Genomic DNA, 17,502 nt, shown 5'->3' with positions numbered 1-17,502 from the left:
CAGCACGTATCAGTGAAAAGCTCACTCATGAATATGTCACAAGGGCCTTTTATGAGCACATACAGTAAGTATCGCCATTGCCAATACCTTTATATCGAGGCGAACAATTATCCTTCGAATCCTATGCAAATTACTATCAAGTGAGATAAGCGGTAGAGACAATAAAAACCAGAAGGGGTACTTGTATGACTGCTTTAGATAAACAAGGCGTAGCGGCGTCTAAACATGGTGTGATTTTAGTTTTAGCAGCCATTATGCCCACTATGGCAATTATTTCTTTAGTACCAGTTTTGCCGCTATTTATGAAAGAATTTGCCTTTATAGAAGGCGCTGAATTTCTAGTACCAATGGCAATGACAATCCCCGCGCTTTGTGTAGCGCTGTTCTCTCCCATAGCCGGATGGCTATCAGATAGGGTTGGCCGAAAGCCAGTGTTACTTACCGCGCTAATCATCTATGCATTCATTGGACTTGCACCCTTCTTCCTCACTAATTTGTTCCATATTATTTTATCTCGCGTGGTGTTAGGTATGGCAGAGGCTGCCATTATGACGGTCGCAACAGCACTCATTGCAGATTACTACACGGGTAAAGCACGTCAGCGATGGGTAACAATACAAATTGCCAGTGTCAGTATTAGTGCAATAGTACTTATTGCCTTTGGCGGTATTTTAGGAGAGCTGTTAGGCTCAAGAGGCCCTTTCTTATTGTATATTCTCGCTTTACCCATAGCCCTCTTAGTCCACCGGGTTTTGTTTGAACCTTCCGCGTCTTCTAAAAATACCGCATCCGGCGTGAGAACGCCGTGGCGCGACATTCTTCCGATACTTATAACAACGTTATTTGTTGGTGTAATCTTCTATACCATCATCGTTAAATTAGGAGAAATATTAGCGCTATCAGCCGAGGTCTCACCAGGTGTCATTGGGGGGATTGGTGCCGCTGCGAATATCGGTGTTGCGCTAGGGTCTATCGCATTTAAAAAAGCCAAAGGGTTAACTGGCCCATCGCTTATAGCTGGTGGTCTAATGCTAGCTACTTTAGGCTATGTGGGCGCGGCGGTTTCCACGTCGTTGGTTATGACTTCTGTATCTGTGGTGATAGCTTGCTTGGGCTTTGGCTTGTTACTACCCACCACACTCAACTGGGTATTGAAAGTCCTACCAGTAAATGTTCGCGGAAAAGGCACTGGACTGTGGACTGGCGCATTTTTCCTTGGGCAATTTAGTGCGCCAATTCTGGTTACCTTACTTCAGGTAGAGTTTGGTGGTCTGTATAACGTATTGATGCTATTTGCGACGCTAGCGTTTTTGGCCGCGCTACTAGCGCTTGTAAAAACAAAGCATGCGCAGCCGCTTGTTGCAAAATAGCCGATAATTAAGATTCTCTGCGGGCCCTCATGCACCTAGGGCCTACATTTTTCTAGGCTTGTATAGCTTATACGTATTAGAATTAAACAAGTCGATATGATTGATAGTGGCAAGAGAGTGCTCTTTTAATAAAGCCTCCACACGCGCACCTTGTCCTTTGATCATGGCATCTGCAATAGCATGATGCTGAGTATGAGCGTATTTGAGGCGATGAAACTCTCTGTCTAATTGGTTCGGGTCGTATGCAATGGCACTTACCGAGGCGAAAGGAAAATGTTCATTTAGCTGCAACGCACTTTTAATCGACGTGTTTCCGCTTGCGTTGATAATAATATCGTGAAAAGTTTCGTTCATCTGTTGATATGCTTCTATGCCAGCCTCATCAATGCTGCCATCAACAAATAGTGCATCTCCTTGTGCCAAGCACGTTTTTAGCTGTTCAATTGTGTGCTCGCTGCATCCTATCTCAACCGCTTGTCTGGCTGCTAGCCCTTCAAGTACACCGCGCACTTCTACCGAATTCGTAATTTCTGTGACGGTGACTTCTTTTACTCGATAGCCTCTAGCAGGAAGCTTTTCAAGAAGTCCTTCCTGCGCTAAAGAGCGCAGCGCAATACGAACCGGGGTTCTTGATACTCCCAAGGCTTCTGCAGCTTGCGTTTCTGCCAGACGCTTCCCAGCAGGGAATTCACCCATCAATATTTTCTCTCGAAGAATACTTACTACGGCTGGGTTCGTTTTTGTCTCGCTCATAATTCACTTACATACATCGAAATTGGATCCAATTTACCGTTTTTAATCAGTGCAACTCAAGCCCTGTTTCCTGCTAATTGGTGATTATCAAGGGTACTTAGGGCCTTAAAGGACACGTTATTTAATTATTGGATCCAATTTACGTTTAAATAACTTGATTTTAACGTGTTATGGCATATATTGGATCCAATTCTGGATGGGGACAACAATATGAAAGAAAAAATTTATCCGCTAAACACATGGTATGTAGCGTGTTATTCACATGAAGTAAATTCTGACAAACCATTAGCACGTACAATTTGCGATGTGCCGCTGGTTTTTTTCCGTGATAGCAATAAAACCGTTGCTGCAGTAGAAGATTTTTGCCCCCACCGCGGCGCACCTCTCTCGCTAGGCTATGTTGAAAATGGAAAGTTGGTGTGTGGTTATCATGGCCTCGTGATGGGGAGAGAAGGTAAAACCGACGCTATGCCCAAGCAGCGGGTAGACAAATTTCCATGCATCAAAGCGTTCAAAGTCGTCGAAAAGTACGGCTTTATCTGGCTGTGGCCGGGTGAACAAGACCTTGCAGATGAAGATGCGTTACCTAATCTATTTTGGGCTGATAGCCCTGACTGGGCTTATGGTGGTGGGCTGTATCACATTAATTGCGATTATCGATTAATGGTAGATAACCTGATGGATCTCACCCACGAAACCTACGTGCACTCAACAAGTATCGGGCAATCAGAAATAGAAGAAGCACCAGTAAATACAAAAGTTGAGGGTGCACAGGTTGTGACCTCACGCTTTATGGAAAATATTGTAGCCCCTCCATTTTGGCAAGCGGCTTTGGAAGCTAATGATTTACCTAAAGAAGGAAGCGTAGACCGATGGCAAGTTTGTCGCTTCGACTTACCCAGCCACATTATGATTGAGGTGGGTGTGGCTGTGGCGGGAGAAGGCGGTATCAATGCGGCACCAGATAAAAGGGCTGGCAGTATCGTTGTCGACTTTATTACGCCAGAATCTGACCAATCCATACATTATTTTTGGGGAATGGCGCGAGATTTCAAAGTTGATGATACAGCATTAACTGAGCAAATTAAGCAGCAGCAGGGAGCGGTATTTGCTGAAGATCAAGAAATCTTAGAAGAGCAACAGAAGAACTTAAACTTATATCCCGATAGGCAGCTTCTCATGCTGGATATCGATTCTGGCGGTGTTATGGCCAGAAGAATGATAACCCGCGCTATCAAAGCTGAAAGCCGTTAAGTCACGGGAGATAAAGTTTATGCAAAACGTTAAGATAACACTTAAAGAAAAGCTCACCGATAACATTACAAGGCTTAAACTAAGTGCCGTTGATGGTACAAGTCTGGCGCCATGGGAACCCGGTGCACACATAGAATTGCATTTAGCTAATGGGTTACTCAGACAATACTCCTTGTGTGGCGCTTCTAACAATAGCGACTATGAAATTGCAATTCTGCGTGAAAGTAATAGCCGTGGCGGCTCATCGTATATTCACGATGAGTTGGAAGCAGGTCATGAGCTACAAATTAGTGAACCCAGAAATCACTTCCCGTTTTCCCACACCGCTAAGGATACTACAGTGCTATTTCTTGCCGCAGGAATTGGCATTACGCCTATTTTGCCTATGGCAGAGTTATGCAAGGAAAAAGGGCTGCCCTTTGAATTTAGTGTGTGTGCAACTAATTCCTCTGCAATGCCCTACGGCGACAGAATAAGGCAGTTGCCAAATACGAAGTTCTACTTTTCTAACGATACTCAGTCGTCTCGGCTTAGCGTAAAGGACTATTTGAAAAGTAAATCTACCCATATGCCTATTTATGTGTGCGGCCCTCAGCGGTTTATTGACGACGTTATAGAAAGTGCACTTGCGCTTGGGTGGAATGACACGCTAATAAACCGAGAGTACTTTTCAATCGATAAAAGCAGTCTTGAAAGTGACGAAGATAAAGCTTTTGATGTCGAGATAAAAAGTACCGGTCAAATAATTCACGTTCCAGCAGATGAAACCATTCTTACCACATTAGAAGACAGCGGCATTTTTCTTCCTGTTGCGTGTGAAGAAGGGGTCTGCGGAACCTGCGTAACTAAAGTTCTGGAAGGTGACGTCGAACATCGTGATGTGTTTTTAAACGAAGAAGAAAGAGCGGATGGCGCCTTGATGACACCGTGTTGTTCTCGAGCAAAAGGCACAAAGCTGGTATTGGATCTTTAACTTTAATAGGTTTTAGTTTTTTATATTTAAAGCAAAAAAGCTAGCAGTAAACTGCTAGCTTTTATTTTATAAGCACTTTAAAAGTTTAGATAGGCTGTGCTAAAGCAATAATAGATTCGCGCATAATTTGTGTGTGCTCTTCTTTATCGCCACCTTCTATTTCTATATGACATAAGCGAGCAGAATTTTCGACAACCATTCTACAGCGCTCCCAGCGTCTTTCTAAGAACGAATTGAGTGCCTGTTCAACTGTAACATCCTTTGCTAACTCTTCAGCTAAAACGATGGCACTTTCAATGCCTATGCACGCCCCTGAAGCTAAATGCGGAGTGGTTGCGGCCACAGTATCACCAATCAGCACCACTCTTTTTCTATGCCAGGGGGCAGGTACTAAAAGATTACCCAGAGCTCGAAAATCGATAAGTGAATTTTCATTCAGCATATCTTTAAACTGATTAACCATGGGGGCAGGGAAGGTACCCATTAATTCTTTCAGTTTTTCAACGTAAGTGGCAGGGTCGTATTTAGGTCTTTCCTTTTTGTCTTCTGTCAAAAACAAGTACATTTCATCTTTAGACATAGGGTTAACACCAACTTTCAAGTGCGGACCTACCCACATCATTGTATTTTTTACTTCAGGAAGTTTTGGCAGCACAGCGCGCCACACACCTTGGCCGATATATTTTGGTGCTTCAACTTCAGGAAATACATCTTTACGTACTTGCGAGTGCACGCCGTCTGCACCGATAACTAGGTCGTAGGTTTTGGTCGTACCGTCGGTAAAACTGACTTCTACGCCCTCGTCGGTATTTACCATTTCTTTATAGGTACAGCCTAAGCGCACATTCGCGCCAGACGCCAGGGTTTTTTCGGCAAGGATCTTTGCAAGGGTAGGTCGCATAATTGCGCCTGCGCCTGGTATGCCCTCAGCGTTGGCAACAGAGGGCGTAGGGACATGCGCTAAATGCAAACCGTGCGGCGCAAACAAATCTAATCCATTGTGTGCATGACCTTGCTCTAAAAATTCATCCAATATCCCAATCGTTTTGAATGCTCGTAAAGTTGCACCGCCAATGCTGATACCCGCGCCGTCTGTACGCCAGTTTTCATCTATCTCTACTAAGTCTGTTTCTATATTGCGCTTTCTTAATTCGATAGCGGCGGTCATACCTGAAAAACCGCCCCCAATTATTAAAACATTGCTCACACTTGATTTCATAATTTAAAGGCCTTTATTGTTTTTTTTGAAATCCAAATTTGTTGGTTCGATTCAATCCGTATGGGTATTTTTTGAATTCGCTGATGTTTACAAGGTCCTTGAATACAAACACCCGTCGCTATGTTGAACAGCGCGCCATGTGCAGCACAAACAATATGCTCGCCTTTTACATCAGTGTACTCATGTCGCTTCCATGGAAGTGTAGTACTGTTGTAGTGAGGGCAAACATCTAAATAAGCGAAAAACTGGTTGTTTTTTCGAGTAACGAAGAACGTATCTTTACCATTTTCGCCTATCTTGAACCCTTTTGCCTTCCCTTCCGGGATCTCTTGGGTACTGCACACTAAGTGTTCGTCCATAACGGCAGTCTATTTAGCAGGTGGTCCACCTGAGGGTGCCCACTTCTCTCTATGTTCTAACAAAAAGATTTGAGAGTAGTCTGGCCCCATGTTCGCTGCGCGCTCCTGCCACGTGTCGTCATGTTGATCCATATCGGCATCAAATTCCATATTGCAACCAAACGGACTTTTGAAATACCAAAACCAATTCGACCCATAAATGTGGCGACCGGGCCCCCAAAAGCTCTGATAACCTTTGTTCACCATGTTTGTGCCCGCCCTGACAACATCTGTCGGGCCGCCAAGGTGGAACGTAAAGTGCTCAATACCCTTCATGTGAGGTGGGGTCTTTATAAAGAACAACGTGTGATGGTCTGTTGTACCTGCCGGGCGCATAAACGCCCCAACACCATTAAATCGGTCAGTGGTTTTAAAGCCCAGGCGCTGCTCGTAAAACTGTTCCATAGCGGCTGAGTCAGGCACAAAATATACAACGTGAGATAATGAGTGGATCTTTGGTGGCGTTGATTCGTCTACTCCGTTCACATTCACGCCACGGTTAATATCGCCCGGCGCATTTATTTTTTCTGACCGTAAGTCTGTTGTGTTGCGAAGGGTAATTTGAAAACCTAATACAAAGCCTAAATCGTCGACAGCTTCAATACTTCCGTCAGAAAGTACTTTTACTTCTCTGTCTTTAGACAATTCGGCGTTAATGGCATCTAAACTCGCTTGATCCGGAACACCGTAAACCGTTTTTCTAATGCTAGCGCCGGTTTCTAACGGTGCAGGTAATGAAGGGTCGTCTTTCAACCGAATTTCTAGGCCGGTACCGTCTTGAGCAACAAAATTGTGCTCATCTACTTGTTTAAGCCCATAATCCAAAACGAATTGTGTTGTTGCATTTGTGTCATCTACACCAAAGACTAGCTTGTCTAAGCCAATAATATTCATCGTTTTTTCCTTCTAGGCAGTGCGTGCGTTAAAGGTTTCTGCAACCCAGTCCGCAATGTATTGACCCGCGTTAGCACTGTTATCGAAACTCGAGTGTTGAACACCACCTTCTCGCTCGGTAAAAATCTTAAGTTCGCGTTTCGGGCTGTTTACAAGCTGCTCATAGGTTCTTTCTGCCCATTTAAGAGGGATTTGTGAGTCCTTCGAACCATGGGTGACCAAAAATGGCACTTTGATCTTTTCAATTTGCCCGTCTAAGTGAACTTTCTCGGCGATTTCCATGAATTCTTCCATGGTTTCTGCACCCCATACCCATTTCACGTGCGCCCAGTAATGCGGCACTGGGAAATCACCTTCCTTTTCTAAGCGGCGCTTCTGAACATCACGCCAGTCATGGTTTGCACCCCAGCATACACCCAAGGCTAAACGTGGCTCGTTAGCGACTGCGCGGGGGCAGAAATAACCGCCTAACGATACGCCTTCCATGCCAATGCGATTGCTGTCTATCTCTTCGCGCTGTTCAAGCCAATCAACAGCTGGAGACGTCCAGTGCTCGCTGTCGTAACGGGCGTGAAGGCCTTGCAGTCTTAACGCTTCACCTGTTCCAGGCTGATCTAAAATCAACGAAGAAACCCCACGCTTGGCCAGCCAACCCGGTAAGCCAACGCGATATTTCATTTCTTTGGTTGAGTCTAAGCCGTTAACCTGGATTAATACGGGCGCGGGGCCTTCTACATTTTCAGCTCTGACATACAGTGCTGATATGTGTTTGCCTTCATAAGGAATTTCCACACGCTCGCAGTTTTCTTTGCCCAAGGTAATAGATTTTTGAAAAAGCTCGAGCTGATGCTTGTACAACTCTAGGCGTCCTGGCGCTTTGTGGGCTTGTAGGCGTTCGCACGTAATTAAGTACGAGGAAGCACGGTTGTATTTTTCAGCCGCTGAAAACAATCGGCCTCGGCTTTCATCTTCTTCAGCAAGCTCGACGAGTTTATTTGCCATTTTTGCCCAGGTATCACGAAATGCCTGCACACCTTCTTTGTCGGGTTGTTTTGCCGCTTCTTTTAATGGCGCACACATTTCTTCAATTTCGCCAATACGTGCACCCATCTCTATGGCCAGGTCGACTGACAGGTTCCAAACATAGTTTGTCGGGAAATATTTAAACATTGTAGTTTCCTGATTTTTCTGCGGCGCAAATGCGCCAAGTTAGCTCTGATAATTTATTTTTTTATAAATGCAACTGCGCGAACAAAGCCTGCAGAGGCGTGTTTAATTTTGTAAGGAAAACAAGAGATCAAAAATCCAGTTGCGGGCAACGCTTCTAAGTTGCTCAATTTTTCCATTTGACCGTAACCAATATCTCGACCTGCTTTATGGCCTTCCCAAATTAAGGAGGCATCGCCGGTCTCGGCAAAGCGTTCACGTGTGTATTTGAAAGGAGCGTCCCAACTCCAGGCGTCAGTGCCCACCACTTTTACGCCTCTTTCAAGCAAATACATTGTGGCTTCGCGGCCCATGCCGACCCCTGCGTCTAAGTAACCTGGTTCGCCAAATATCTTGCCCGCACGGGTGTTAACCACAACAATGTCCAGCGGCTGTAAATCGTGATTAATGCGTTGCAGCTCTTTTTCCACATCGCTGGCAGTAATAATGTAACCGTCTTCAAAGTCGCGAAAGTCCAGCTTTACGCCCGGTTGGAAACACCACTCCAGGGGCAATTCATCAATACCGAATGCAGGCTTACCGCCATCAGTAGTTGAGGCATAGTGCCAGGGTGCATCCATATGGGTGCCGCTATGGGTGGTTATTGCAAGTCTTTCTGCCGCCCATGATTCGTTGCCAGGTAACTGATCGAGGGTCAGCCCCGGAAACATTGACGCCATTTCGGGCCAGCCTTCCTGGTGGTCCATGTAATCGATTTTGGGCAATAAAGGCGGTGGGTCGGTGTGTGGGTTATTGTCTAACGTCACCGACAAATCGATAATTTCGTATTCTCTTGGGTTAAACATTTGAGGTCTCCAACTCTACGTTTTGGATAATGTCGCCAAACAAGCTGAAGCCATTTTTATCTGGCGCTCGCATCGTTATTGTTTCGCCCACTTTTAAGAAAGGCGTCTTGGGTTCGCCAAATTGAACAAGCTCTTTCGCGCGGAGTTCTGAAAGGCAGGCTTGGCCTTTGTTAGGTGTGTTATCAGATACCGTGCCCGAACCAACGACTGAGCCAGGTGGAAGGCTTCGTGCTACAGCAATATGTGCAATGAGTTGGTCAAACCCAAAGAACATCTTTGCGCCGTCTGGTGCACCAAACCATTCATTGTTTCGATGGATTTCTAAAGGAGCACAGACCTTTGAATCTTGCCAATGCTCACCAAGTTCATCTGGCGTAACGGCAATAGGTGCGAAGGCTGTATCGCCTTTTGCTTGTACAAAGCCGAACCCCGTTTTCATTTCGCGGGGGGCAAGGGCACGGAAACTGACATCATTTAACATGACGACCAAGCGAATGCTCTGCTTGGCCTCTTCTTGTGAAGCACCTATAGGAACATGGCCGGTTATGACGCCGAACTCACCTTCAAAATCGATACCGTGTTCTTCTTGTGCGGCAAAAAGCGGTTCGCGTGGACCCCTAAACGAAATGCCAGAGCCTTGGTAAACCAAAGGGTATTTGTCGGCGCCTTCAATAGGATCTAAGTTGAAGGCTCTTTGCATTAAGTGCCCGTGATTTAAATAGCAAGAGCCGTCAAGCCAGCTCCAAGCGCGGGGTAGGGGCGCTAAACATTGCTCGGGCTTAAAGTGAGACGCATTATTCGCGTTCCCATTATTAAGTAACTGATATTGCTCGTTAAGCTTGTCATAACACGCATCCCAATTATCCAGTGCAAACTGCATAGTAGGGGCAATATCACTAACCTCTGTACACAAACTATGGTCCTTAGAAACAAGAACTAGCTTGCCATCAGGCCCATTGCTTTTGAGTGACGCTAACTTCATTGAATAAAGTCTCTTCGTAATTAAAAGTTTTAATTATTGTTAACAGAAGATGGTAGTATTCAGAGTTACTAAGCAAAAATCGTTTGTGCCGATACGTGATATCTCAAAAACCGTTGGTACAAAATAGGTAGATAAGTTCTCGGGGTAGAAATGCGGTACGAAAAACTAGACTTAAACCTGCTGGTGGCGTTAGAAGTTTTGCTAGAAGAAAAAAACATTACGAAAAGCGCTTATCGACTGCACCTTTCGCAGTCGGCAACAAGTGGTATTTTATCTCGCTTGAGGGACTATTTTGATGATGATTTGCTTGTACAAATGGGTAAGCAAATGCACATCACGCCACTTGCCGCTGAAATGCAGCAGCCAGTCAGCGAAGTGCTAAGCACTATTAGAAACCGCATTATAGATAAGAAAATAAACACACCAGAATTATCAAATCGCAATTTCAAAATTATTGCGTCAGACTATGTAATGCAGGTTGTGCTGGCTGATTTATTGGCCTACGTCACGAAAGTAGCGCCGAACATAACATTTGAATTTATGTCTACTTTTGCTGGTGATTTAGACAGCCTCGCAAAACAAGGCGCTGACCTTATTATTGCCCCTTCTGCTTTCATGCTCGATGGCTATTCATCCCAAGAAGTTTTAGATGATGAGTTCGTTTGTATAGCGGATGAAAACAACAGCAAGCTAAATGGCCATATTACCCTAGAACAATTCTCAGACATTGGCCATGTAACCATTGGCTATGAAAAAGCGAGTCAATTGAGCATAGAGAAATGGATGGTAGACTCAGATGAAGTTAACCGCCGCGTAGAAGTCATCGTCAACGATTTCTCTAGTATGTTTTTTACAGTGATAAATACCGAAAGGGTGGCCCTAGCACCAAAGCGTCTTGCTGAAATTAACGCAAAACATCTCCCTATAAAAATTTATGATATTCCGTTTAAAACGCCACAGTTGAATGAGTCTATGATGTGGCACCCAAGTTTAAATAACGACCCGCTACACAAGTGGCTGCGAGAACAAATTCTTAAACATAGGCCCTAAAAAGGTTATAAAAAAGGCCTCTGCGGCCTAGTATTGCTGCTGCCTACCCCCTCCAGTCATTGGAGCTTGGTCAATACAGCGTTAACCGTTGTCCCATAATGGTTAGTGCTGTATTTGTACCAAAACCATGCGTTTACTCACCTTCGACAAAAATCTATGAAATGTACAAATATTGATGCGCTTTCGCCATTATAAAAGCAGGGCGCATTCATATAATAAAGGTACGTTTTAATTTGGAATACGTCTAATGACTTGGCAGAAAAAAGATTACGAGGACATTCCTGGTACCTATGTGTTCGATGGTAAGCGCGCTCACCCTGCTTATGCTCTAAATAAGCTACTGTTTTCTTTTAACAACGAAGAAAACAGAACGGAATTTGATAAAGACCCTGCAGCCTATTGTGACAAGTATGGTGTTAAAGGTGAGTATAAAGACGTCGTGGTAAATTCTGATTTTCTACAAATGCTTCGATTAGGCGCCAACATATACTTCATGGCAAAAATGGCTATTCCTCGCGGCGTGTCTGTACAAGACGCAGGTGCCGCTTTTCAAGGTATTACAACGGAAGAATTTAAGCAGAACTTGGTGGCCAAAAGTGACGGTCTTATAGAAAAAATTACGAAAAAAGGAGACTACTGGAATGGCTAAAATCATTGGTGGAATAACCAGTTCGCACATACCTGCCGTTGGCAACGCTATTACTGAAGGTCTTCAGCAAGAGCCTTATTGGAAAAGGTTTTTTGATGGGTACGGACCTGCGAAAGACTGGTTAAATGAAGTAAAGCCAGACCTGGTTATTGTTGTATATAACGACCATGGCTTAAACTTTTTCTTAGATACCGTTCCGACCTTTGCTTTAGGGTGTGCAGATGAGTATCACAATGCCGATGAAGGGTGGGGCTTAAAGCCGGTTAACCCGTTTAAGGGTAATGCACCACTCTCTTGGCATATCGCAGAGTCGCTTATTGAACAAGAAATAGATATCTGCACTTGCCAAGAAATGAAAGTCGATCATGGTTTCGTTAATCCTATTCGCGCGTTGTTTGGCGATTGCGAAGAGTGGCCGGTAGAAGCTATTCCGCTTGCTGTAAATACAGTTCAGCACCCAGTACCAACTGCTGCTCGTTGTTTAAAATTGGGCAAGGCGTTGGGTAAAGCACTGGAGTCATATCCTGAAGACCATAAAGTTGTGATATTGGGTACGGGCGGCATGTCGCACCAGCTTCAAGGCGAACGAGCCGGTATTATAGACGTCGACTTTGATCTTGAGTGCATGGATAAGATAGCTGAAGAACCTGAGTGGATGACGCAGTTTTCAAATGCTGAAATTATGGAACGAGCGGGAACAGAAGGTATTGAAACCATCATGTGGCTGGTCATGCGCGGTGCGCTAAAAGACGATGTTAACGTGATACACAAGCACTACCATGCACCTATTTCAAATACGGGCGCAGGTGTGTTGGTTTTAGATAACCGCTAAGATAACGCGGCGTACATAACGCCGTAAGCATAGCGTAAAACAAAAAAGCGGCGAGTACATGTGAAGTACTCGCCGCTTTTTATTTAGCAGTATTAAAACTCTTCTGTGTCTATATCAGCCTGTGCAGCGGCCGGATATCTTGGGCCTTGCACCGTTTCTTGATTAATTAACTGACCGGCGCGCACTAATATATTGCTATCAATGGTTAATTCGCTCGCCCGCAAATTCTCCTCTAAATGAGTGATAAAGCGGGTGCCGGGTAAAGCGTGTATATAGTCTGCTTGTTTCAAAACCCAATGAATGGCCAGTTGCGCTGGTGTACATTCAGCTTCATTTGCTAAGGCTGCAAATTGGGTAAATATACGTCGGTTTTGCACCCAGTTTTCACCTTGGAACCGAGGCATTCCCCGCCTAATATCACCACTATCTAAGTCATCAATATGGGCAAATGTATTACTTAAATATCCACGTGCTAAAGGGCTAAAGCCAACGAAAGCAACGTCTAGTTCTTCGCATTTTTTCAGAACCGCAATTTCTGCATTACGTGTCCACAGTGAATACTCTGTTTGCATCGCGGCTATTGGATGAATGGCGTGCGCTTTAACAAGCGTTTCGGCAGACGCTTCAGATAAACCAATCGCGCCAATCTTGCCTGCTTTAACCGCATTTGCCAACGCGCCAACACTGTCTTCTACCGGCACGTTAGGGTCAATCCTGTGCAAATAGTACAAGTCGATAAAGTCGGTTTGTAAGCTTTTTAACGCATTATTAAGCGTAGCCTCTATAGCTTTAGGCGAGCCATCAATAGTGCGCTTGCCGTTCACGCCAGTCATCCCGCACTTACTGGCCAGCAAAATCTTGTCTCTGAAGGGTTTTATCCCTTTTCCGACAATGCGCTCATTTTCTCCGAAGCCATATAATGCCGCAGTATCAAAATGATCGACGCCTAAATCATAAGCCTTGTGTAGTAAATCGATAGCATCATTTTCGCTGAGTTTGCCAGAATAGGCATGGCTAAAGTTCATACAACCAAAGCCAATCTCACCCACCTGTTTACCCAAAAGATTACGCGTTTTAATAATCGCCTCCAATTACGCTAGCTGTTGCTCAAGGTCATGAAGCACTTTATAGCAGCCCAATACGCTCGCTACGCTAGCGTTGGGTTGGCGGCCTTCTTTTATCGCGCTAATAAATTCGCGGTCTTGTAGCTCAATACCATTTAATGATACATCAACGGTGGACACATCAATTGGTTCTTCATGGCCGTTAACAAGGTCGTCGTATCTTGCGATATAAGTGCCGTTGTCGCAGATGTATCGGAAGAATGTACCTAACGGTCCGTCATTATTGAAAGATAGTGAAAGGGTACAAATGGCGCCATTTTCAGCTTGAAGCTGAATTGACATATCCATAGCAATACCCAGTTCAGGGTGAATCGGCCCCTGTACGGCGTTCGCTTTTACAATAGGCGAGCCTGCTTGGTAGGCAAATAAATCAACCGTATGAGCAGCGTGGTGCCAAAGCAAATGGTCTGTCCAAGAACGAGGCTCACCTTTCGCATTAATGTTTTTGCGACGAAAGAAATAAGTTTGAACATCCATTTGCTGAATATTTAATTCACCCTTGCGCAAACGCTTGTTTAGCCATTGATGAGACGGGTTAAAGCGGCGAGTATGACCCACCATGCATACCAAATTAGACGCTAGTTGTGCATCCATAACGGCTTGAGAGTCTTCCCAACTGTCGGCGAGCGGTATCTCAACTTGTACGTGTTTGCCCGCCTGCATGCATAAAATAGACTGCTCGGCATGCATCTGGGTAGGGGTGCAAAGAATAACGGCATCGGCATCAGAGGTTAGTGCCTCTTCAAGTGTGGTGTACACATGGGGAATCTTGTACTCATCGGCAACCGCTTGCGTTTTTTGCGGGTTTCGGCCCACTAAACCGACAACCTCAGCATCATCAATTTTGCTCAATGCATCTAAGTGCTTTATACCAAAAGCGCCAGGACCTACAACTATAATTTTCATAAAATCTTCCTCAATTTCAAAAGCAGTATCTAGCCTTAAGACCAGTAAAGCTTCATTGGGTTATCAACCAAAAGTTTGCGCTGTAATCTTTCTGTAGAGGCAATAAGCGGAATGAAATCAACCAGCTTTCCGTCATCCGGCATGTGACTTTTCATATTCGGGTGAGGCCAATCTGTGCCCCAAATAACACGGTCTGGAAAGCGTTCAACCACTTCTCTGGCGAAAGGGATGACATCGTGGTAACCGTTACTCGGCCCAGCCAGTGAGATTCGCTCTGGGCAACTCACCTTCGACCAAAAATTGGTGTTCTCTGTCATTAGTTTTAGAAATAACCCAAACTCTTCACCGTCAACCGGTTTACTCACGTCGGGACGACCCATGTGATCAACAACAACCGTGGTAGGCAGTGCGGTAAAAAACGAATAAAGCTCAGGTAGTTCTTGGGCTTCAAAGTAAATAACAATATGCCAGCCAAGTTCTTTAATGCGGTGCGCTACTGTATTTAATGCATCAAACGGCAGGGCATCGACTAAACGTTTAACAAAGTTAAAGCGCACGCCTCGTACGCCAGCTTCGTGCAGTGCATACAATTCTTCATCTGAAATATCAGGTTTTACGGTGGCAACGCCTCGCGCAAGTCCCTGAGAGTTGTTTAGCGCATCAACTAATGCACGGTTGTCGGCACCGTGACATGTCGCCTGCACAATAACATTTCGGCTAAAACCTAAATAATCACGCAGCGCCCACAACTGCCACTTAGATGCGTCACATGGTGTGTATTTTCGCTCAGCAGCAAAAGGAAATTGTTCACCAGGGCCAAACACATGGCAGTGCGCATCTACCGCGCCTTGCGGTAATGTAAACTGTGGTTTCGACGGTGATGGGTGCCAGTGTAACCAATCTGGATCAACGGTAAATTTGCTCATAGCCCCATTCCTTTTAGTTTGGCATCTAGTCGAGGGTATACCCTACGAGCATTGCCAGAAAATATTAACTGCTTATCTTCTGTTGGAATATCCAACGCATCAATATAGCGTTTTGTGTCATCAAAATAATTACCCGTTTGAGGGTCAATACCTCGCACTGCGCCAATCATTTCTGAGCCGAATAGAATGTTTTTAATGTCAATAACATCGAACAACAGGTCTATCCCAGGTTGATGGTAAACACAGGTGTCAAAATACACGTTTTGCATTACATGTTCATCGAGTGGAGGCTGCTTTAGCATATCAGCTAAGCCACGATAACGCCCCCAGTGATAAGGTACGGCGCCGCCGCCGTGTGGAATAATAATGCGTAGTTCGGGGAAGTCCTTAAATAAATTGCCCTGCAAAAATTGCATGAATGCCGTGGTATCTGCATTCATATAATGTGCACCCGTAGCGTGGAAGTTCGCGTTACACGAGCCCGACACGTGGATCATGGCTGGTACATCTAGTTCTACCATTTTTTCATAGAAAGGATACCAGCTTTTGTCCGTTAAAGGCGCTGATGTCCAATGGCCACCTGAGGGGTCTGGATTTAAGTTGCAGCCTACAAAGCCCAGCTCATTAACACAGCGCTCTAGCTCATCTATAGAGTTTTTAATTGGAACACCGGGTGACTGGGGTAATTGACACACACCAATAAAGTGTTGAGGGTATAAATCGACAACGCGCTTAATCAGGTCATTGCATGCGCTGGTCCACTGCTTTGATACTGCTTCATCGCCAACGTGGTGCGCCATCGCAGATGCGCGCGGCGAAAATATTGTCATGTCTGAACCACGCTCTTTTAGTAACTTAAGCTGGTTTTTCTCAATACTTTCTCGAATTTGGTCATCGCTAATATAAGGAACTTCAGGCAGCGCCTTGCCATCTTTAAACGCTTTAATTTGCGCCTCTCTGAAAAGCTGTAGTGGCTCGGGTGCAGTGGTGTAATGTCCGTGGCAATCAATGATCATGTTCGGTCCTCTTTATCGTTTTTATTCATGAGCTAGTGTAGGGTCAGAGTCGGGAGCAAACACCGTTCCCTGCATGAGCAGTCTGGCTGTGCGCAGTAAAGCGGCGCGCTTCACTTCAAATGTTTCGAATGCATCAGCATTTTCGACCTCCATATCTACCTTGAACGCTCCCGTTGGATGCTCAATTGCAAGGGGCACAGCAGATTGCAATTCGTTATCACGTTTAGCGCAATGGCGGCGATAAAGGTCGTAGGCAACGGTGCCTTTTGCCAAGCAAGCCGTCGCAACGCTAACTGAGCCTAAAACGCCAATAGCGTCGTGTACTCTGTGTGGAATAAAGGTGCGAGTATTGATATCTCCGCCATTGAGAGGGGCAGAAATGATCGTCATCTTAGGGACCGTTTTGGCCGTGACATCGCCTAACTGCATCATTTCGCCAGCCTTAAGCCTAATAGCTTCTACTTTTTGTTTTAAGGCGGCATTACTTTCTAATTGTTCTGGTGTTTCGTTTCCCTTAAGTCCCAGCGAATGGGCATCAATTAGCACGACCGGCATACCATTATCTATGCACGTAATGTTAATCTCTTCTACGGTATTTTGAGCGGCTCCAGTGGGAAATAAGCTTCCACAGGAAGAGCCTGCAACATCTAAAAAGTCGATATAAACAGGGGCGGCGGTATTAGGTACGCCGTCAATACTCGCACTGCCTTCGTAATTGACCACGCCGTTAGGCGTTTGAACTCTTACTACAGCGAACGTGTTGGTATTCACCATGCGAATACGTACATCGGTTGTCGTATCCTGCGCTTTTACTAGCCCCTGCTCAATAGCAAATGCACCCACGCCGGCAAGGATGTTTCCGCAGTTTTGCGTATCGCTGACCTGGGCTTTATCTACCGCTACCTGTAAAAATAAGTAGTCAACGTCGGCTTCTGGATTAGACGACGGGTTTACAACGGCCACCTTACTTGTTAGCGGGTGACCACCGCCCACACCGTCTATTTGCCGGCTATCGGGGGAGCCCATAACCGACAATAAAAAGGCATTTCTACGATGAACATCAAGGGGTAAATCTTTGGCTAAAAAATAGAGTCCTTTAGAGGTTCCGCCCCTCATTAGGCACGCAGTTACGGCTTTCATAAGT

The 17,502-nt window shown here is 45.2% G+C and carries 18 protein-coding genes; 6 read left to right on the top strand and 12 right to left on the bottom strand.

Features of this window, described 5'->3' with window-relative positions:
* Positions 1–185: 185 nt before the first annotated feature.
* Positions 186–1,370, top strand: coding sequence for an MFS transporter (locus ACYX4M_RS06685; protein ID WP_476082385.1), 1,185 nt, complete (start codon positions 186–188; stop codon positions 1,368–1,370).
* Between the two features lie 42 nt (positions 1,371–1,412).
* Here the strand turns inward: ACYX4M_RS06685 and ACYX4M_RS06680 are convergent, their stop codons facing one another.
* Positions 1,413–2,123 (bottom strand): GntR family transcriptional regulator, encoded by a 711-nt coding sequence (locus ACYX4M_RS06680; protein WP_474834267.1) that lies wholly within the window; start codon positions 2,121–2,123, stop codon positions 1,413–1,415.
* A 210-nt stretch (positions 2,124–2,333) separates the two neighbouring features.
* Here ACYX4M_RS06680 and ACYX4M_RS06675 point away from each other — a divergent pair, with 210 nt between their 5' ends.
* On the top strand, positions 2,334–3,377 hold the full coding sequence (locus ACYX4M_RS06675; RefSeq protein WP_474805514.1) for a Rieske 2Fe-2S domain-containing protein: 1,044 nt from the start codon (positions 2,334–2,336) through the stop codon (positions 3,375–3,377).
* 19 nt (positions 3,378–3,396) lie between these two features.
* Positions 3,397–4,350 (top strand): PDR/VanB family oxidoreductase, encoded by a 954-nt coding sequence (locus ACYX4M_RS06670; protein WP_476082384.1) that lies wholly within the window; start codon positions 3,397–3,399, stop codon positions 4,348–4,350.
* A gap of 85 nt (positions 4,351–4,435) precedes the next feature.
* On the opposite strand, the gene ACYX4M_RS06665 is transcribed toward ACYX4M_RS06670, so the two are convergent.
* The 6 genes from ACYX4M_RS06665 to ACYX4M_RS06640 are packed head-to-tail and all read right to left on the bottom strand — an operon-like array spanning position 4,436 to position 9,855.
* The gene (locus ACYX4M_RS06665) at positions 4,436–5,569 is read right to left on the bottom strand and encodes an FAD-dependent oxidoreductase (protein WP_476082383.1); all 1,134 of its coding nucleotides are present in this window, start codon (positions 5,567–5,569) and stop codon (positions 4,436–4,438) included.
* A complete protein-coding gene (locus ACYX4M_RS06660) occupies positions 5,566–5,928 on the bottom strand; it encodes a Rieske (2Fe-2S) protein (RefSeq protein WP_474834261.1) in 363 nt (120 codons plus the stop codon). Before ACYX4M_RS06660 ends, ACYX4M_RS06665 begins: the two co-directional genes overlap by 4 nt.
* 9 nt (positions 5,929–5,937) lie before the next feature.
* A complete protein-coding gene (locus ACYX4M_RS06655) occupies positions 5,938–6,861 on the bottom strand; it encodes a VOC family protein (protein WP_474805522.1) in 924 nt (307 codons plus the stop codon).
* Between the two features lie 12 nt (positions 6,862–6,873).
* Entirely contained in the window at positions 6,874–8,031 is a 1,158-nt protein-coding gene (locus tag ACYX4M_RS06650; RefSeq protein WP_474834257.1) for an alpha/beta hydrolase family protein, read from the bottom strand.
* 53 nt (positions 8,032–8,084) lie between these two features.
* Positions 8,085–8,873, bottom strand: a complete 789-nt coding sequence (locus ACYX4M_RS06645) for a cyclase family protein (RefSeq protein WP_474834255.1) — start codon at positions 8,871–8,873, stop codon at positions 8,085–8,087.
* Positions 8,866–9,855, bottom strand: a complete 990-nt coding sequence (locus ACYX4M_RS06640; RefSeq protein WP_476082382.1) for a fumarylacetoacetate hydrolase family protein — start codon at positions 9,853–9,855, stop codon at positions 8,866–8,868. Before ACYX4M_RS06640 ends, ACYX4M_RS06645 begins: the two co-directional genes overlap by 8 nt.
* A 150-nt stretch (positions 9,856–10,005) precedes the next feature.
* On the opposite strand from ACYX4M_RS06640, the gene ACYX4M_RS06635 reads away from it, so the two are divergent.
* From ACYX4M_RS06635 to ACYX4M_RS06625, 3 genes are all read left to right on the top strand, one after another.
* Positions 10,006–10,905 carry a LysR family transcriptional regulator gene (locus ACYX4M_RS06635; RefSeq protein ID WP_474803097.1) on the top strand — a complete coding sequence of 300 codons (900 nt, stop codon included), beginning with the start codon at positions 10,006–10,008 and terminating at the stop codon, positions 10,903–10,905.
* Positions 10,906–11,152: 247 nt separating this feature from the next.
* Positions 11,153–11,554, top strand: a complete 402-nt coding sequence (locus ACYX4M_RS06630; protein ID WP_476055339.1) for a protocatechuate 4,5-dioxygenase subunit alpha — start codon at positions 11,153–11,155, stop codon at positions 11,552–11,554.
* Complete coding sequence (locus ACYX4M_RS06625; RefSeq protein WP_474803091.1) at positions 11,547–12,386, top strand: class III extradiol dioxygenase family protein; 840 nt, start codon at positions 11,547–11,549, stop codon at positions 12,384–12,386. Before ACYX4M_RS06630 ends, ACYX4M_RS06625 begins: the two co-directional genes overlap by 8 nt.
* A gap of 92 nt (positions 12,387–12,478) precedes the next feature.
* Here ACYX4M_RS06625 and ACYX4M_RS06620 read toward each other — a convergent pair whose 3' ends face one another.
* The 5 genes from ACYX4M_RS06620 to ACYX4M_RS06600 are packed head-to-tail and all read right to left on the bottom strand — an operon-like array spanning position 12,479 to position 17,498.
* Positions 12,479–13,447, bottom strand: a complete 969-nt coding sequence (locus ACYX4M_RS06620; protein WP_474857218.1) for an aldo/keto reductase — start codon at positions 13,445–13,447, stop codon at positions 12,479–12,481.
* Positions 13,448–13,477: 30 nt separating this feature from the next.
* On the bottom strand, positions 13,478–14,416 hold the full coding sequence (locus tag ACYX4M_RS06615) for a Gfo/Idh/MocA family oxidoreductase (protein WP_474803085.1): 939 nt from the start codon (positions 14,414–14,416) through the stop codon (positions 13,478–13,480).
* A 35-nt stretch (positions 14,417–14,451) separates the two neighbouring features.
* On the bottom strand, positions 14,452–15,342 hold the full coding sequence (locus ACYX4M_RS06610) for an amidohydrolase family protein (RefSeq protein ID WP_474803082.1): 891 nt from the start codon (positions 15,340–15,342) through the stop codon (positions 14,452–14,454).
* Complete coding sequence (locus ACYX4M_RS06605; protein ID WP_474857220.1) at positions 15,339–16,358, bottom strand: amidohydrolase family protein; 1,020 nt, start codon at positions 16,356–16,358, stop codon at positions 15,339–15,341. The genes ACYX4M_RS06610 and ACYX4M_RS06605 overlap by 4 nt, the downstream gene beginning before the upstream one ends.
* A gap of 21 nt (positions 16,359–16,379) precedes the next feature.
* The gene (locus tag ACYX4M_RS06600) at positions 16,380–17,498 is read right to left on the bottom strand and encodes a 4-oxalomesaconate tautomerase (protein WP_476082381.1); all 1,119 of its coding nucleotides are present in this window, start codon (positions 17,496–17,498) and stop codon (positions 16,380–16,382) included.
* Positions 17,499–17,502: the final 4 nt, after the last annotated feature.

The sequence above is a fragment of the Alteromonas sp. ABV4_150 genome, from assembly GCF_056311745.1.
This window is presented reverse-complemented; position numbering and strand designations above follow the sequence as displayed.

What these genes read in the sequence shown, in the direction of transcription:
- ACYX4M_RS06685 (WP_476082385.1), top strand. Translation starts at nt 186, where the DNA reads ATGACTGCTTTAGATAAACAAGGCGTAGCGGCGTCTAAACATGGTGTG.
- ACYX4M_RS06680 (WP_474834267.1), bottom strand. Translation starts at nt 2,123, where the DNA reads ATGAGCGAGACAAAAACGAACCCAGCCGTAGTAAGTATTCTTCGAGAG.
- ACYX4M_RS06675 (WP_474805514.1), top strand. Translation starts at nt 2,334, where the DNA reads ATGAAAGAAAAAATTTATCCGCTAAACACATGGTATGTAGCGTGTTAT.
- ACYX4M_RS06670 (WP_476082384.1), top strand. Translation starts at nt 3,397, where the DNA reads ATGCAAAACGTTAAGATAACACTTAAAGAAAAGCTCACCGATAACATT.
- ACYX4M_RS06665 (WP_476082383.1), bottom strand. Translation starts at nt 5,569, where the DNA reads ATGAAATCAAGTGTGAGCAATGTTTTAATAATTGGGGGCGGTTTTTCA.
- ACYX4M_RS06660 (WP_474834261.1), bottom strand. Translation starts at nt 5,928, where the DNA reads ATGGACGAACACTTAGTGTGCAGTACCCAAGAGATCCCGGAAGGGAAG.
- ACYX4M_RS06655 (WP_474805522.1), bottom strand. Translation starts at nt 6,861, where the DNA reads ATGAATATTATTGGCTTAGACAAGCTAGTCTTTGGTGTAGATGACACA.
- ACYX4M_RS06650 (WP_474834257.1), bottom strand. Translation starts at nt 8,031, where the DNA reads ATGTTTAAATATTTCCCGACAAACTATGTTTGGAACCTGTCAGTCGAC.
- ACYX4M_RS06645 (WP_474834255.1), bottom strand. Translation starts at nt 8,873, where the DNA reads ATGTTTAACCCAAGAGAATACGAAATTATCGATTTGTCGGTGACGTTA.
- ACYX4M_RS06640 (WP_476082382.1), bottom strand. Translation starts at nt 9,855, where the DNA reads ATGAAGTTAGCGTCACTCAAAAGCAATGGGCCTGATGGCAAGCTAGTT.
- ACYX4M_RS06635 (WP_474803097.1), top strand. Translation starts at nt 10,006, where the DNA reads ATGCGGTACGAAAAACTAGACTTAAACCTGCTGGTGGCGTTAGAAGTT.
- ACYX4M_RS06630 (WP_476055339.1), top strand. Translation starts at nt 11,153, where the DNA reads ATGACTTGGCAGAAAAAAGATTACGAGGACATTCCTGGTACCTATGTG.
- ACYX4M_RS06625 (WP_474803091.1), top strand. Translation starts at nt 11,547, where the DNA reads ATGGCTAAAATCATTGGTGGAATAACCAGTTCGCACATACCTGCCGTT.
- ACYX4M_RS06615 (WP_474803085.1), bottom strand. Translation starts at nt 14,416, where the DNA reads ATGAAAATTATAGTTGTAGGTCCTGGCGCTTTTGGTATAAAGCACTTA.
- ACYX4M_RS06610 (WP_474803082.1), bottom strand. Translation starts at nt 15,342, where the DNA reads ATGAGCAAATTTACCGTTGATCCAGATTGGTTACACTGGCACCCATCA.
- ACYX4M_RS06605 (WP_474857220.1), bottom strand. Translation starts at nt 16,358, where the DNA reads ATGATCATTGATTGCCACGGACATTACACCACTGCACCCGAGCCACTA.
- ACYX4M_RS06600 (WP_476082381.1), bottom strand. Translation starts at nt 17,498, where the DNA reads ATGAAAGCCGTAACTGCGTGCCTAATGAGGGGCGGAACCTCTAAAGGA.